At 36.7% G+C, this 14,307-nt stretch carries 16 protein-coding genes; 10 read left to right on the top strand and 6 right to left on the bottom strand.

The window, feature by feature from the left end; genetic code table 11:
* Position 1 precedes the first annotated feature (1 nt).
* Positions 2 to 742, bottom strand: coding sequence for a cytochrome c biogenesis CcdA family protein (locus SIB53_RS01780; RefSeq protein ID WP_413678517.1), 741 nt, complete (start codon positions 740 to 742; stop codon positions 2 to 4).
* A 20-nt stretch (positions 743 to 762) separates the two neighbouring features.
* Positions 763 to 1,995 (bottom strand): FtsW/RodA/SpoVE family cell cycle protein, encoded by a 1,233-nt coding sequence (locus tag SIB53_RS01775; RefSeq protein WP_413678516.1) that lies wholly within the window; start codon positions 1,993 to 1,995, stop codon positions 763 to 765.
* A 428-nt stretch (positions 1,996 to 2,423) separates the two neighbouring features.
* On the opposite strand from SIB53_RS01775, the gene SIB53_RS01770 reads away from it, so the two are divergent.
* The 10 genes from SIB53_RS01770 to SIB53_RS01725 all read left to right on the top strand — a co-directional run bounded on the left by SIB53_RS01770 (position 2,424) and on the right by SIB53_RS01725 (position 9,661).
* The gene (locus tag SIB53_RS01770) at positions 2,424 to 2,843 is read left to right on the top strand and encodes an ATP synthase subunit I (RefSeq protein WP_413678515.1); all 420 of its coding nucleotides are present in this window, start codon (positions 2,424 to 2,426) and stop codon (positions 2,841 to 2,843) included.
* Between the two features lie 74 nt (positions 2,844 to 2,917).
* The gene (gene atpB / locus SIB53_RS01765; RefSeq protein WP_269606848.1) at positions 2,918 to 3,643 is read left to right on the top strand and encodes a F0F1 ATP synthase subunit A; all 726 of its coding nucleotides are present in this window, start codon (positions 2,918 to 2,920) and stop codon (positions 3,641 to 3,643) included.
* A gap of 168 nt (positions 3,644 to 3,811) precedes the next feature.
* A complete protein-coding gene (gene atpE / locus SIB53_RS01760) occupies positions 3,812 to 4,060 on the top strand; it encodes an ATP synthase F0 subunit C (protein WP_011125758.1) in 249 nt (82 codons plus the stop codon).
* Positions 4,061 to 4,188: 128 nt separating this feature from the next.
* Positions 4,189 to 4,650 carry a F0F1 ATP synthase subunit B' gene (locus SIB53_RS01755; protein WP_413678514.1) on the top strand — a complete coding sequence of 154 codons (462 nt, stop codon included), beginning with the start codon at positions 4,189 to 4,191 and terminating at the stop codon, positions 4,648 to 4,650.
* Complete coding sequence (locus SIB53_RS01750) at positions 4,647 to 5,159, top strand: F0F1 ATP synthase subunit B (protein ID WP_413678513.1); 513 nt, start codon at positions 4,647 to 4,649, stop codon at positions 5,157 to 5,159. The genes SIB53_RS01755 and SIB53_RS01750 overlap by 4 nt, the downstream gene beginning before the upstream one ends.
* Complete coding sequence (gene atpH, locus SIB53_RS01745) at positions 5,159 to 5,707, top strand: ATP synthase F1 subunit delta (RefSeq protein ID WP_413678512.1); 549 nt, start codon at positions 5,159 to 5,161, stop codon at positions 5,705 to 5,707. Before SIB53_RS01750 ends, atpH begins: the two co-directional genes overlap by 1 nt.
* Before the next feature lie 62 nt (positions 5,708 to 5,769).
* A complete protein-coding gene (gene atpA / locus SIB53_RS01740) occupies positions 5,770 to 7,284 on the top strand; it encodes a F0F1 ATP synthase subunit alpha (protein WP_413678511.1) in 1,515 nt (504 codons plus the stop codon).
* Positions 7,285 to 7,314: 30 nt separating this feature from the next.
* A complete protein-coding gene (locus tag SIB53_RS01735; protein ID WP_413678510.1) occupies positions 7,315 to 8,265 on the top strand; it encodes a F0F1 ATP synthase subunit gamma in 951 nt (316 codons plus the stop codon).
* Between the two features lie 53 nt (positions 8,266 to 8,318).
* Complete coding sequence (locus SIB53_RS01730) at positions 8,319 to 8,555, top strand: hypothetical protein (protein WP_413678509.1); 237 nt, start codon at positions 8,319 to 8,321, stop codon at positions 8,553 to 8,555.
* Positions 8,552 to 9,661, top strand: coding sequence for a DUF3326 domain-containing protein (locus SIB53_RS01725; RefSeq protein ID WP_413678508.1), 1,110 nt, complete (start codon positions 8,552 to 8,554; stop codon positions 9,659 to 9,661). The genes SIB53_RS01730 and SIB53_RS01725 overlap by 4 nt, the downstream gene beginning before the upstream one ends.
* Before the next feature lie 16 nt (positions 9,662 to 9,677).
* Here the strand turns inward: SIB53_RS01725 and SIB53_RS01720 are convergent, their stop codons facing one another.
* Genes SIB53_RS01720 through SIB53_RS01705 form a run of 4 tightly spaced genes read right to left on the bottom strand, consistent with a single transcriptional unit; the run spans position 9,678 to position 14,270 of the window.
* Entirely contained in the window at positions 9,678 to 11,378 is a 1,701-nt protein-coding gene (locus SIB53_RS01720) for an NAD+ synthase (RefSeq protein WP_413678507.1), read from the bottom strand.
* The gene (locus tag SIB53_RS01715) at positions 11,375 to 11,962 is read right to left on the bottom strand and encodes a nicotinate-nucleotide adenylyltransferase (protein WP_413678506.1); all 588 of its coding nucleotides are present in this window, start codon (positions 11,960 to 11,962) and stop codon (positions 11,375 to 11,377) included. The genes SIB53_RS01720 and SIB53_RS01715 overlap by 4 nt, the downstream gene beginning before the upstream one ends.
* Entirely contained in the window at positions 11,959 to 13,281 is a 1,323-nt protein-coding gene (locus SIB53_RS01710; RefSeq protein WP_413678505.1) for a GTP-binding protein, read from the bottom strand. The genes SIB53_RS01715 and SIB53_RS01710 overlap by 4 nt, the downstream gene beginning before the upstream one ends.
* Positions 13,278 to 14,270, bottom strand: a complete 993-nt coding sequence (locus SIB53_RS01705; RefSeq protein WP_413678504.1) for a CNNM domain-containing protein — start codon at positions 14,268 to 14,270, stop codon at positions 13,278 to 13,280. The genes SIB53_RS01710 and SIB53_RS01705 overlap by 4 nt, the downstream gene beginning before the upstream one ends.
* Positions 14,271 to 14,307: the final 37 nt, after the last annotated feature.

Here is a 14,307-nt window from a genome sequence, read left to right as displayed (position 1 = left end):
TTTATATCCAAATGGAAAGAAGGCTCATAAGACCTATAATTAACAAAATCATTCCACTAATTGGTGGAATCCATTTCCCAATAGGACGTAACGATAATAATTTTGGAATACTTGCTGCAAAAGTACCTGCTAGAAATAAAGGAACAATTTGTCCAATCGCAAAGCTTCCAAGAAAGATTGTGCCAATTAGAGGATTTCCTTGTTTGCCAACCCAGGCGAGAAGAACTGCAAGAACAGGAGTAGTACAAGGCGACGAGGCTAATCCAAAAGCAAAACCTGCTGAAACTGGAGCGAATGCAGGAGAAACTTGATTTGTCCAAATTTCAGGGTCAGGACCAGATGGAAGTGAGAATTTAAAAATCCCAAGTAGATTAAGACCCATAATTATTGCTAGAAAACTTATGAATATGGAAAAGAAACCTGGTAATTGACCATAAATTTTCCCTAAAAATCCGCTCAGACTTCCTAATGCCACTAGTGAGATAACTATACCGCTGCAGAAACTAATCGTTTTTTGTAAAGGGCTTTGATTATTTTTAAATCCAGCTAAATATGCAACTGTTATTGGTAAAAGTGATAATGAACAGGGCCCCAAACTAGTCAAAAGTCCTCCAGTGAAAACTATCAGAATTGTTAGGGGGGTTGGATTATTGAGCCCACTATTAATTAGCTGCTCGCCATGACGAGTTAAATCAGAGAAAATTAAACTTATAGAAGAAATGTTCAAAAAAAGATTTGCCACTCTAATGTCTTAACTCCAGACTATCTAGTTAAAAGTCTATTTGAGGGGTTTTTAATTAATAAACCTGAAGATTCAATAGAGCATCTGACCAATAAAGCAGCTATTAGTAAGCTAGAAATTAATGAGTTTCCACCATAACTAATCAAAGGGAAGGGAAGACCTGTCGTAGGCATTGCTCCTGATGAAACCGCTATGTGCATTATTGATTGGCCAACAAGAATAGTGCCTGATCCAATAGAGATTAGTTTAGAATAGTTATTACTACAATTAATAGATATTTTTAGGGTTAAATATGCAACTACAAGCAGAAATGATAAAAGTAAAATAGATCCAATGAATCCAAATTCTTCAGCAAAAACAGCAAATATAAAATCAGTACTTCTGTATGGTAAGTATTGTAATTTTTGCATTGAAAGACCATAACCTTCTCCAAATAGACCACCGGAACCAATAGCATAAAGACTCTGAATTAATTGATATCCACTTCCTTGTGGATCTTTCCATGGGTTAATAAATGACATAACGCGATTTAGTTGATAGGAATTTAAAAAGATGCTTATTGAACCAATCAAAACGCCAGATATAGCCGTATTAAAAAGATATCGGAAGTTAATACCGGATGCTAATGCAACCATCCAAATTAATATTCCTATTAATGCAGCAGTGCTTAAATTTGGCTGCTTTATAATTAATATAATAATAGATGCAAAAATAGTTAACCAAAAAATTTTTTTTTCTGAATTTATTCTTTCCCATTGACCAAAAAGCTTTGCACTTTGGAGAATGATGAAAGGTTTGATTAACTCTGAGGGTTGAATTTGGATTGGGCCTATAATCAACCATCTAGTAGACCCATTAACAGTGCTACCGAAAAAGCTTGTTGATGTAATTAGAACAATACCTATAAACAGGCATGTTCCAGATAGTCTAAGCCAATTTTTCAGATTGATATTAATAGCTATATAGAAAATGCTCCAACTAGCGATTAGCCAAATTAGTTGTCTTTTTATGTAATAAGCACCTTCACCCATTTCTCTAGTGGCTACCCACCAACTAGCTGATCCAAGAATAAAGATCCCTGATATGCTCCAAAAAGCAATTAATCCCATGATCAAGCGCCCTTCCTTGGGCCAAAAAGACCAAGGCAATGGAAGTATCGTGTTGTTTATTAAATTACCCAAAAGGTTTTTTGATTGGGTAGGATTTCTCCTTTTGAATTTAGATTGTATTTTTTTATTAGAAATATTACTCAAAGGATCATTGGCTCATACACCATTGAGCCGCCTAATTCCATTTTTGCCAAGTGTTTAAATATAATTAATATACTTTTTTAAGGAATTTCATTAAGTTTAATAAGATTTTTATAAGTTAAAATTTAATTGTTAGTTATTAGAGATAAAATTAAAAAATTATTGATCAATAACTAATTATTTAATTTTTTATCATCAGGATTAAAATTTTAAACAGGTTATATATTGATTTAGATTGGATAATTAAAATTGAGCTTAAAATTTTTGCTCAAGTTATTAAATTAACCAACTTTGCAATTTATTGATAAAATTTTTTTTGTTTTGATGCAAGTCTCGTGATAGATTCCCCGGGCCTTTGCAGAGAGCTTAGGTGTCTTGTTTGCAAAACAACTTCTCAAAATCACTAAGGAACTCCAATAGGAGGAATATTTGTGGCATCTGAGACTGTTGAAAATTGCTCAAGTCATGATCCTCTTCTGGATATTGATTCATCGGACTCATCGTCCGGAGTTAATTCAGACGAATATCTTGAACTTCAATTTCGAGTATTCCGTCTGGCATTTTTATTGACTATTTTTTCTGTTGGCATAGCAGGTTTCTTTTGGGGATTCCAAGCTAGTGCAAGCCTTCTCGTAGGTGCTTTATCAGGAATTTTTTATTTTCGCTTGCTTGCTCGCGGAATTGGAAGACTGGGTACTTCATCAAAAATTGTCGGTAAAGTCCAGTTGTTAGTGCCGGTCCTTTTGGTTTTGGTATCTTCTAGATTTCCTCAACTTGAGTTGATTCCGGCTTTATTAGGATTTTTGCTTTATAAACCAGCGTTAATTATTCAGTTTCTATCAATGCCTTAAGTGCTTGTAGAAATCAAATTTTTAAGTTTTGTTTGTTTGGCTTTTATTTTCTACGCAACCTAACTTCCAGATAAATGGGGTTTTTACCATTTGTTTTCCCTTTGGCTGAATTAGAGGTGGGTCAACATCTCTATTGGCAAATTGGAAATTTTAGAATTCACGGCCAAGTTTTTATGACTTCGTGGCTGCTCATAGGCGCTTTGCTTGCCTTGGTGGTTATTGGAACAAAAAAAATGGAACGGGATCCAAAGGGTGTCCAAAATCTTTTGGAATTTCTATGGGATTACATACGTGATCTCGCGAGAACACAAATTGGTGAAAAGGTTTATAGAGATTGGATGCCTTTCATCGGAACCCTCTTTCTGTTCATTTTTGTGAGCAACTGGGGCGGAGCATTAGTTCCCTGGAAGCTGATTGAACTACCAAGTGGTGAACTTGGTGCACCAACAGCTGATATAAACACCACTGTCGCTTTAGCACTACTGGTATCTCTCTCATATTTTTATGCGGGGTTAAGCAATAAAGGTTTGCGTTACTTCGAGTATTACGTTCACCCAACGCCAATAATGCTCCCATTCAAAATTGTTGAAGATTTTACAAAGCCTCTCTCTCTCTCATTTCGTCTATTTGGAAACATTCTGGCTGACGAACTTGTTGTAGCGGTACTTGTTTTTCTTGTGCCTCTTGTACTTCCAGTGCCTGTTATGTTTCTAGGCTTGTTTACTAGTGCTATTCAAGCTCTGATTTTTGCAACTCTTGCTGCTTATTACATCGGGGAAGCAGTAGAAGAGCATCATTAATCATGACTTTTTGCTACTGAATTAACTTTATCAATGGCAAATTTCCTGCTTTGAGGCCTGAAATTCTTTCAGTATCATCTCAAGAACTATGAGATGCACCCCTCGCAGGTATAAACTCCCGGTCACAACTCATAAGCGTTTAAAGCGCTACACATCTTTAGCAGAATTATGGATTCCATTACCACCGCCGCATCAGTTGTTGCAGCTGGATTAGCTGTAGGCCTTGGAGCAATAGGCCCTGGTATCGGTCAGGGTAGTGCTGCACAAGGAGCAGTAGAGGGTATAGCCCGTCAACCAGAAGCCGAGGGAAAAATAAGAGGTACTTTGCTTCTTTCTTTCGCTTTCATGGAATCACTTACCATTTATGGCCTTGTGGTTGCATTGGTGCTTCTCTTTGCTAACCCTTTTGCTGGTTGAATATTTCAAAAAGGGCTGATTGAGTAAATCAATCACTTTGATTAACAGTCAGCCCCAATATTTGAAAATTCTTTAGCAAATTTCAATTGCCGTTTTTCGGCCCGCTTAAATTCTTGCACCCCTAGCTAATGCCAACTTTGTTTTTGTTTGGTGCCTCTGAGGGAGGTCTGTTTGATTTCGATGCAACTCTTCCGCTAATGGCGGTTCAAGTTGTATTGCTTACTTTCATACTAAATGCCCTTTTCTTCAAACCTGTTGGACGGGTGGTTGAAGAAAGAGAGGATTATGTAAATACAAGTCGGGCAGAAGCAAAGAAAAAAATAGCTGAAGTTGAAAGACTAGAGACTGAACTCAAAGATCAGCTTAAAGAAGCTCGTCTTGAAGCTCAGAAGGTAATTCTTGAGGCTGAGCAGGATTCTGAGAATCTTTATAAAGAAGCTCTTGCTCTTGCCACTTCAGAGGCAAATGCATCGAGAGAGAAAGCTAGGCTAGAGATTGATTCACAAAGAGATGAGGCTCTTAATCAACTCAAAAGCGAGGCTGACAATCTTGGTGATTTGATTGTTGAAAGACTCTTGGCAAAAAAATGACTTCTTTAATTTTCGCTTCCGAAGGCTTTGGCCTCAATTTAAATATTTTTGAGACCAACATTATCAACTTAGCTGTTGTTGTTTTTGGCCTCTATAAATTCTTGCCTGGCTTTTTAGGGAAAATCCTTGAAAGACGAAGAACTTCAATCCTTTCTGACTTGAAAGAGGCAGAAGAGCGTTTAACCCAAGCACAAGATTCTTTTTCTAAAGCAAAAGACGAACTTGCCTCAGCGAAGCAAAAAGCTGACAGAATAAGAAATGATTGCAAACTTAGAGCTGAAGCAATTCGTCTAGAGAGTGAAAAAAGGACTGTTGAGGAAATGGCAAGAATCAAGCAAGGCGCTGCGTCTGACTTAAATGCTGAAGCTGCAAGAGTGACTTCTCAATTAAGAAAAGAGGCCGCAGAACTTGCTATTGAAAAAGCATTAGCAATGCTTCCTAAAAAGTTAGATTCAAATACCCAAGATAATTTTCTTAAACAGTCAATTAAAAATATTGGAGTCAACTAATGCCACTACTTAATACTATTACAACTCCATATGCTGAAGCTTTTCTTCAAGTCGCTGAGAGTCGAAATGAAGTAGATGAAGTAGTAACTCAAGCTAAATCTATTTTAGAAATTTGGAATACTTGCCCTGAATTTAGTGATGCTATGGCATCGCCAGTTTTAGAGGTTAATCAGAAGAAAGCAGCTTTAGAAAAGCTTTTCTCTAGTCAGGTCACTCCCTCTTTCTTAAACCTTCTAAAACTTTTGGCAGATCGACAGAGAATTGGATTGTTGAATTCTGTTCTTGAAAGATTATTAGAAATCTATAGAGAACAAAGAAATATTGCTTTAGCAACAATTACTTCTGCTTCAGCGTTGAATGAAGATCAGCAATCTGAGCTACTCAAGAAAGTACAATCTATAGCTGGTACAGATAATTTAGAAATCGATCTCAAAGTCGACTCTGAATTGCTAGGTGGCTTTGTGGTCAATGTTGGATCAAAGGTCATTGATGCCAGCATCGCAGGGCAAGTTAGGCGACTTGGTCTTGCTTTGGCCAAGGTCAGCTAATACTCTACTGACTTTATTCCTTTTCTTCCTCCCTTTCATCTTCCCCAACTTAAGTTAATCCCATGGTTTCTATACGTCCCGACGAGATCAGTTCAATCCTTAAACAGCAGATTGCTGATTACGATAAATCAGTTTCTGTGAGCAATGTAGGTACTGTTTTACAAATTGGTGATGGTATCGCAAGAGTTTATGGCCTAGAAAAGGTTATGGCAGGTGAACTCGTTGAATTCGAAGATGGAACAGAAGGAATTGCTTTAAACCTTGAGGATGACAATGTTGGTGTCGTGTTGATGGGTGAAGCTTTAGGAGTACAAGAGGGAAGCACAGTTAAAGCAACTGGAAAGATTGCCTCAGTCCCAGTTGGTGAGGCAATGCTGGGAAGAGTTGTTAATCCTCTTGGTCAACAAATTGATGGAAAAGGGGAGATGGCTACAACTGACTCAAGATTAATTGAGTCAATAGCTCCTGGAATTATTAAGAGAAAGTCAGTACATGAGCCTATGCAAACTGGTATCACATCCATTGATGCGATGATCCCCATTGGAAGAGGTCAGAGAGAGTTGATTATTGGAGATCGTCAAACAGGAAAAACAGCAATAGCAATCGATACAATCATCAACCAAAAAGGTCAAGATGTTGTTTGTGTTTATGTAGCGGTTGGCCAAAAGCAAGCATCAGTGGCAAATGTGGTTGAAGTTCTTAAAGAAAAAGGAGCTTTGGATTACACGATTATTGTTAATGCAGGAGCATCTGAAGCTGCAGCTTTGCAATATTTAGCACCATATACAGGTGCAGCAATTGCTGAGCACTTTATGTATCAAGGTAAAGCTACATTAGTTATATATGACGATTTAACCAAGCAAGCTCAAGCTTACAGACAAATGTCATTGCTTTTACGTCGTCCACCAGGTCGTGAAGCATATCCAGGAGATGTTTTTTATTGCCATAGTCGTTTACTTGAGAGGGCAGCAAAACTTTCTGACGCTATGGGCGCAGGATCAATGACCTCCTTGCCTATTATTGAAACACAGGCTGGTGATGTTTCTGCTTATATCCCAACCAACGTTATTTCAATTACCGATGGTCAGATTTTCTTAAGCTCAGATTTATTCAACTCTGGATTAAGACCTGCAATTAATGTTGGTATATCAGTCAGTCGAGTAGGGGGAGCTGCTCAAACTAAAGCGATTAAGAAAATTGCCGGTACTTTAAAGCTTGAACTTGCTCAGTTTGATGAACTTGCTGCATTCTCTCAATTTGCTTCAGATCTTGATGAGGCTACTCAAAAGCAGTTAGGTAGAGGAAAAAGGCTAAGAGAACTTCTTAAGCAACCTCAATTTGATCCCCTGAATTTAGCTGAACAAGTAGCTATTGTTTATGCAGGTGTTAAAGGATTGATTGATGAGGTACCTGAGGAGGAAGTGACAAAGTTTGCAAGTGAATTGCGAGATTATCTAAAAACTAATAAGGCTGATTTCATTAAGAATGTTCTCTCCGAAAAAGTTTTAAGTGAATCATCTGAATCAATGCTTAAAGACGCTATTAACGAGGTTAAATCCTCAATGCTTGCAGCTTAAAACGAAAGCTATCTAAGAGATACAACACCTATGGCTAACCTCAAGGACATAAGAGACAGAATTGTATCTGTCAAAAACACCAGGAAAATCACAGAAGCGATGAGACTTGTTGCTGCTGCGAAAGTTCGTAGAGCACAGGATCAAGTCCTAAGGAGTAGACCTTTCGCTGATCGATTGGCAAGGGTTTTAGAAAATATACAATCTAGAATGCAATTTGAAGCTGCTGACTCTCCTCTACTTAACAGGCGAGAAGTTAAGACAATTACTCTTTTAGCTGTTACTGGAGATAGAGGATTATGTGGGGGCTATAATGCAAATATTATTAAACGAACAGAAAAACGCTATGCCGAATTAAAAGCTCAAGGATATAGCCCAGATTTAGTGTTAATTGGTAAGAAAGCAATTGGATATTTCGAGAATAGAGCTAGTCTTTATAACATAAGAGCTACTTTTAAAGAATTAGAACAAGTTCCTACCTCTGAGGATGCTGGCTCTATTACGAGTGAAGTATTAGCTGAATTTCTCTCTGAAAGTACTGATCGTGTAGAGGTCATTTTTACTAAGTTTATAAGCTTGGTTAGTTGTAATCCAACAATACAAACTCTTTTACCTTTAGATCCTCAAGGCATAGCAGATTCAGAAGATGAAATTTTTAGATTAACTACAAAAGATAGCAAATTAATTATTGAGAAAGATGCTGCTCCTTCGAATGAAGAGCCGAGATTACCATCGGATATTGTTTTTGAACAAAGTCCTGATCAACTTTTGAATGCTCTTTTACCTCTTTATTTACAGAATCAATTACTACGTGCTCTACAGGAGTCTGCCGCTTCAGAGTTGGCGAGTAGAATGACTGCAATGAATAACGCTAGCGATAATGCGAAGGAATTGGCTAAAAATCTTACTATTGATTATAACAAGGCTAGACAAGCAGCAATTACGCAGGAAATTTTAGAAGTTGTTGGTGGAGCTGCAGCGTAGTTTCTTCTTGGTTGTTAACTTTGCTAATTCTCAAAGTATAAGTAATTAATAAAGTGAATCTTGAATTTATAGAATTAGACCTTGATTGGCCTTCAGACCTTAGCGTATTTAACTTGAAAAATTATATTTTATCTACCCTAAAGGAATATGGTGAACCACTTAGGTGGGCTATTACTGAAGTGACTCCTCATTCTGAAAAAAAAAATATCCAGATATTATCGGTCGAAGTTGTTTTGATTATTAGTCAAGATAAGGGGAAAGGTATTAATACTGAATTGATTTCTTCATGAGTAACACAGATCCTTTTCCAACATTATTGATTATTCCTACTGGGATAGGATGCAATCTCGGTGGATATGCAGGGGATGCAATTCCTGCCGCAAGATTATTGGCTTCTGCTAGTGAATGTTTAATAACTCATCCCAATGTTATGAATGGTGGATCTTTATATTGGCCAGATACTTGTATCCAATATGTAGAAGGATATAGTTTAAATCTTTTTGCCGCTGGAGATGTGTTTCTTAAACCAGTAAGACAACAAAAAGTAGGTTTGCTATTAGATGCCGGCTTAGAGTCTGATTTGAAAAAAAGACATTTACAAGTTGCTGATGGCTGTGTCGCAAGTTTGGGGTTAGATATTGGCCCAGTGGTTACCACTGAAAGAGAGATACAAATTAATTTGAAAAAAGGTTTAAGTGGCTCAAGTTGGGGGAATATCGAAGAACCAGATGTCCTTTTGAGAGCTGCTGAAAAACTTAAGAAAGCTGGTGCAACAGCAATTGCTGTAGTGACTCGCTTTCCTGATGAGAGTGAGGAATTAGAAACTAAACTTTATCGACAAGGTAATGGTGTAGATACTATTGCGGGCGTTGAAGCTGTAATAAGTCACTTTCTTGTAAAACATTTATTAATTCCATGTGCACATGCACCGGGGTTAACGCCGTTACCAATTGATTATGATCTAGATCCTCGAACCTCGGGAGAGGAGATCGGATATACATTTTTACAAAGTGTTTTAGTTGGTCTTAGTCGTGCACCCGATCTCATCTATAAGTCAGCCATGAAAACCAAAGAAAATGCTTTTTTACAGGTAAAAACTTTATTAAAGAATACGGATTTAGGAGCCATTGTTGTGCCACAGGGCGCATTAGGAGGCGAAGCAGTTTTATCTTGTATCGAAAAATTTATTCCTTTAATAGTAGTTTCTAATCAAGGAGTATTAAATGTTAGCTCTACAAAGATGAGACTAGATTGTTTAAGTAGCGAAAAAAATAATATTTTGCTTGCTGAAAATTATTTAGAGGCGGCTGGGTTAATAACAGCTTTACGTCACGGGATTAATATTAAATCTTTGCGAAGACCAATTGATTGCTTAAAGGAATTGAATGAGGAATAGAAGTAAATTTAAAAATTTATTTTGAAGCTATTGGCTTTTTCCACCCACTTCCAAAAGCTTGATTACTAATTTTCAATAAAGGAGGTGCTTGATAACGTTTGAATTCGGCGTTCTTTAATAAATTAGCTACATTATTAACAATTGTTGGATCAAATCCTTTCTCTATTAAAACTTCAGTTGGTAAGTGCTGTTCAATCAATCCTTTTAGTATTGGATCAAGAATGAAGTAATCCGGCAAAGAGTCGCTATCTAATTGTTCTGGTCGTAATTCAGCACTGGGAGGCTTGTCTCTTATTTCAGAGCCTATTATTTCTCCCGTTTCAGGAAGAAAGAAATCATTCCTGCAACTAGATGACGATTCACTATCTATCCAATTACATAGATCAAATACACTTGTTTTATAAAGGTCTCCAATTACAGACAATCCTCCGCTCATGTCTCCGTAAAGAGTGCAGTATCCTACGGCCAGTTCTGATTTATTTCCTGTAGATAGAAGCAAATGCTTTTGCTGATTCGCAAGAGCCATCAAAATTGTTCCTCTAATACGAGATTGTAGATTTTCAGCTGTGATGCCGGTTGGTGTGCCCCATTCTGAATTGGATAAAACATCGTTAAAACTATTCATTACATCTGAGATAGGAATCTTTTGATGATGTATTCCAAGTCTATTAGCTAATGTAGTTGCATCATTTACAGACCCTGCTGAGCTCCATGGAGATGGCATTAAAATCGCATGAACTTTCGAGATGCCTAAAGCTGCTACTGCAATAGTTGCTACTAGCGCTGAGTCGATACCCCCACTTAATCCAATAATGACACTATTGAAATTACATTTTCTTGCATAATCTTTAACTCCAAGAACTAAAGCTCTGAAAAGAACTTCTTTTGATGTTGGATGTTTACTTGATATCGATAGTTGTTGCTTAAGGGAGGATATGTCACAAATACTAACTGACTCTTGAAAGGCAGGAAGTTCATGTAGTAACTTTCCTTTTTTATTAATTGCAAAACTAGAACCGTCAAAGATTAATTCATCATTCCCTCCTACTTGATTGACATAGACCACTGGGCATGAAAGACGAATAGCTGCTTTGGCTGCTATTCGTTGGCGTAATAAACTTTTCGATTCAATAAATGGAGAAGCAGAGAGATTGATAAGCAAATCTAATTTTTCTTTTTCTAAGGATTTTATAGGGTCTTTCCCTAGTATTTTTTCATTTTGTAGGTTTTGCTCAACCCATATATCTTCACAAATAGTTATTCCGATCTTCCAAAGTTTTTGTTGGTAATTAAAGTTTAAAACACTACTATTCTCTGCTGCACGAAAATATCGTTTTTCATCAAAAACATCATAAGTGGGCAGGAGTTGCTTCCTCGCAACGATGCTCCAACTACCTTTCTCTAAAATAACAACTGAATTATACAGTTTAGGAATCTCTCTATCTGGAGTTGCTTCTGCGATACCAATTAGTACAGATAATTTTTGACTAAGATTACTTAATCTTTTGCTTAATTTGTTTAGGAGAACTCTTTGTTCTTCGATAAGTTTTGGATTAAATAATAAGTCTTTTGGAGGGTAGCCGATCAAAGAAAGCTCAGGTGTTATGACTAGATCGACATTCTTGTTTTTGATCTCTTTACACACATTAAATATTTTCTCGGCATTACCATCGAGATCTCCAATAACTGGATTGAGTTGGGCTAATGCTAATTTCATTTTCTGTTATCTGCTAGACCGTATAGATTCTCTTCAAGTAGTAATGGGACAAGCTCTTGAGGGACTAGAAGTTCTTGAGGTCTCTCTCTGAATTTCGAACTTGATGATTCAGGTATATGAAAAGGCAATAAATCAATTTTACCACCAAGGTTTTTAATCTCCTCTAATTGTTGATCACCAATTGGCCATCCATCTCTCATCGCGATAGCTATTGTCGCTTTATTGAGAATAGATTTAGCATTAAGCCACTTTGGAACTTGAACAGCTAAATCACTACCAATAACAAAGCTAAAACTCGCCTCAGGCCATAGTTGGAAAGCTTTTTTTAGAGTATGAATTGTCCTAGGACTACTCAATTCTTGAACTAGCTCTAATTTAGGATGTGAGATTTTTTTTACCAGAATTCTTAAAAGCTGAGTTCTTTTTAGTAGTGGAATTTGATGTCTTTTATCAGGGTTATCACTTGCCCAAGTTATAACTTTTGGGAAGATTTTTGTTAATTCACTCAACAAGGCCTCGTGACCCAAAGTGGGCGGATCAGCGCTGGTACCAAATAAGGCTATTGAGTTTATTTTGGCTTTCATGGTAATAAATAATTTTTATTTCTTGTCGTATTTGATGTAAGGAATTTAAAGTCACCGAGCATTATTCTTAAGTCTGAATTTTGTGTTAGAAGATAGTTCAACATTAATCGAGGTCGTCCATCTTTTTTATTTGTATCATTGAGGAATTTATAAGCTGCGAGACGACCTATGAGCTTGGTTGCATGAATCGCAAGAGCTGCTTGAGCAATGGCTATCGGAGCAGTAGGTGCAAGACTTAATCCTCCGGTAAGAGGTGCAGCAAGAATCAGTATTTGCTTGAAAATATTTAAAGTAATTTGTATTCCTATGTGTGCACCTCCAAGTAATGAATTTTGAAAACTAAGCTTTTTTACTAATTGCCTGGCGGAGGGACCACCAACTTCTAAACCATATAATTTACTTAATTGGACAACAAGAGCACTATCAAAAGCAAGACCAGTAAAAAGGTCAATCATTAAAAAGGGATTAATTGCTACTCCTGAAGCCTTTAAAGTTGCATATTTGCCGATTAAGCTTTGTGCTTCTTTTTTCTTTTTTAGTAGTCGACTCTCCTTAAGTAATTTGTAGAACTGTTCTGCAATTCTTAGGCTATTGATGCAAAGAAGTAACTCACCACTTTGATCGATAATATCTTTAAGTTCGTTCTTAAGAATATCAACTTTAGGAGCTTTTTGTTCACTTCTAATAGTGCCATTTGGTTTTATTTTTGCTTCCCTCGGAGATGAAGATACTAGAGCAATTTTAATTTTTTGTTTACAAAATGATAATTTTCTATGAATACTGGAGAGTATTAGTTTCGTCTCTCTTGTGTTCCATTGATCACAACGATTTAAGACTATTAGTATGGGCTTGTTATGCCTTAATAGCTCTTCAATGGAATTCAAGTCGATTCGTGTTATGTCACTATCAATTACAAAAAGAATTAAATCTGTATCTAATGCATAATTAAAATTTATTTTTTCTTTATCAGTATTATTTATTTCATCTATACCAGGAGAGTCTATTAGCTGAACCTTGTTTAAGCTTTTAAATCTTTTGTCCCAAGTATAAGATTTAGTAGTCTTTGTATTCCCATTTAGCAAATCGGTTGGAAATATTTGCTTTTCAATTAATGCATTTAATAAGCTTGATTTTCCGACCCCAACACGGCCAAATACTGATATCTGTAGCTCTTTCTTTTTTAATTTTTTTATTTGAAAATATAGTTGATTTAAAACGTTTTCAAATTTAGTTCTTTCATAATTAGTAAGATTTAAATTTTCCTCCCATTGATTAAGTAAAAAGGTGCATTTTGCAGATATGTCTCTTTTATTAATCATGTTTTCGATTTCCCCCACCAACCAGCTAGTACTGCTAAGACCGCTTCGGCTCCAACTAATCCAACAAATCCTCCAAACTCATCTACCACGACTCTGACTCCTTTTTTATCGTCATTAAATCCAAGAAGTAATCTATCTACTCGAATCATTTCGGGTACAAACTCTACATTCTCGCTTAGGTCATAAGGAGTTAAATGAGAGTCTCCTTCAAGTAAAGAGGCTAATAGTTTTTCACGGTTAGCAACTCCAACGACCTTGTCCACTTCTTCACCTAATACTACCCACCATGTTGCATTATTTTCTAACAGGTTTGACTTAACAGATTGCAAAGAGACTCTTCCAGGAAGTGTTGGAGCCGCAACCCGCGGAGTCATTAGATCTTTAGCAGTAAGATCATTAAGCTGAAATACTTTGGATATCATGGCAGCTTCGTCGTCTTCTATTTGACCAATTTGAGATCCAAGCCTAGCCATCTGTCTTATCTCCTCTTCATCTGTTGTTAGCTCGCTCTTCGCAGTGATAATTGGTAGTAGACGTTCAAGAACTATAAGCAACGGTCTCATGACGATACTCAAGAAATCAAGAACAGGAGCACTAGTTAGGCTGATTTGCAATGCAAGCCTTGTGCCAAGAGCTTTGGGAACAATTTCTCCAAGAAGTAAAACAAGAATGGTTAGGCCAATAAAAAATATTGGCTTTACATTTCCGATTTGATCTTGAAATATGTAAGTTGCGTAGCTACCCACCATCAAACTTCCAAAAATATTGAAACTGTTATTTGCAATTGTTACTACAGTTAAAGTCCTTCCAATTCTGTGGCGTAATTTTTCTAATCTTCTGGCTCCTAATACTTTGGGTTTTCTTCTTGCGAGCTCATGTACGCGTAATGGATTGACTGCTAACAGAGCTGCTTCTATCCCTGAGCACATTGCAGAACCCATTAAAATAACCGCAACAAGAGCAGCTAAAAGCAGAATGTCTTGGCTCATTCCCTAAAGATTTTTTTAAGAGTAAGGATCTTTTGTT

The organism is Prochlorococcus sp. MIT 0916 (assembly GCF_047305155.1).
Lineage (GTDB): Bacteria > Cyanobacteriota > Cyanobacteriia > PCC-6307 > Cyanobiaceae > Prochlorococcus_B.
This window is presented reverse-complemented; position numbering and strand designations above follow the sequence as displayed.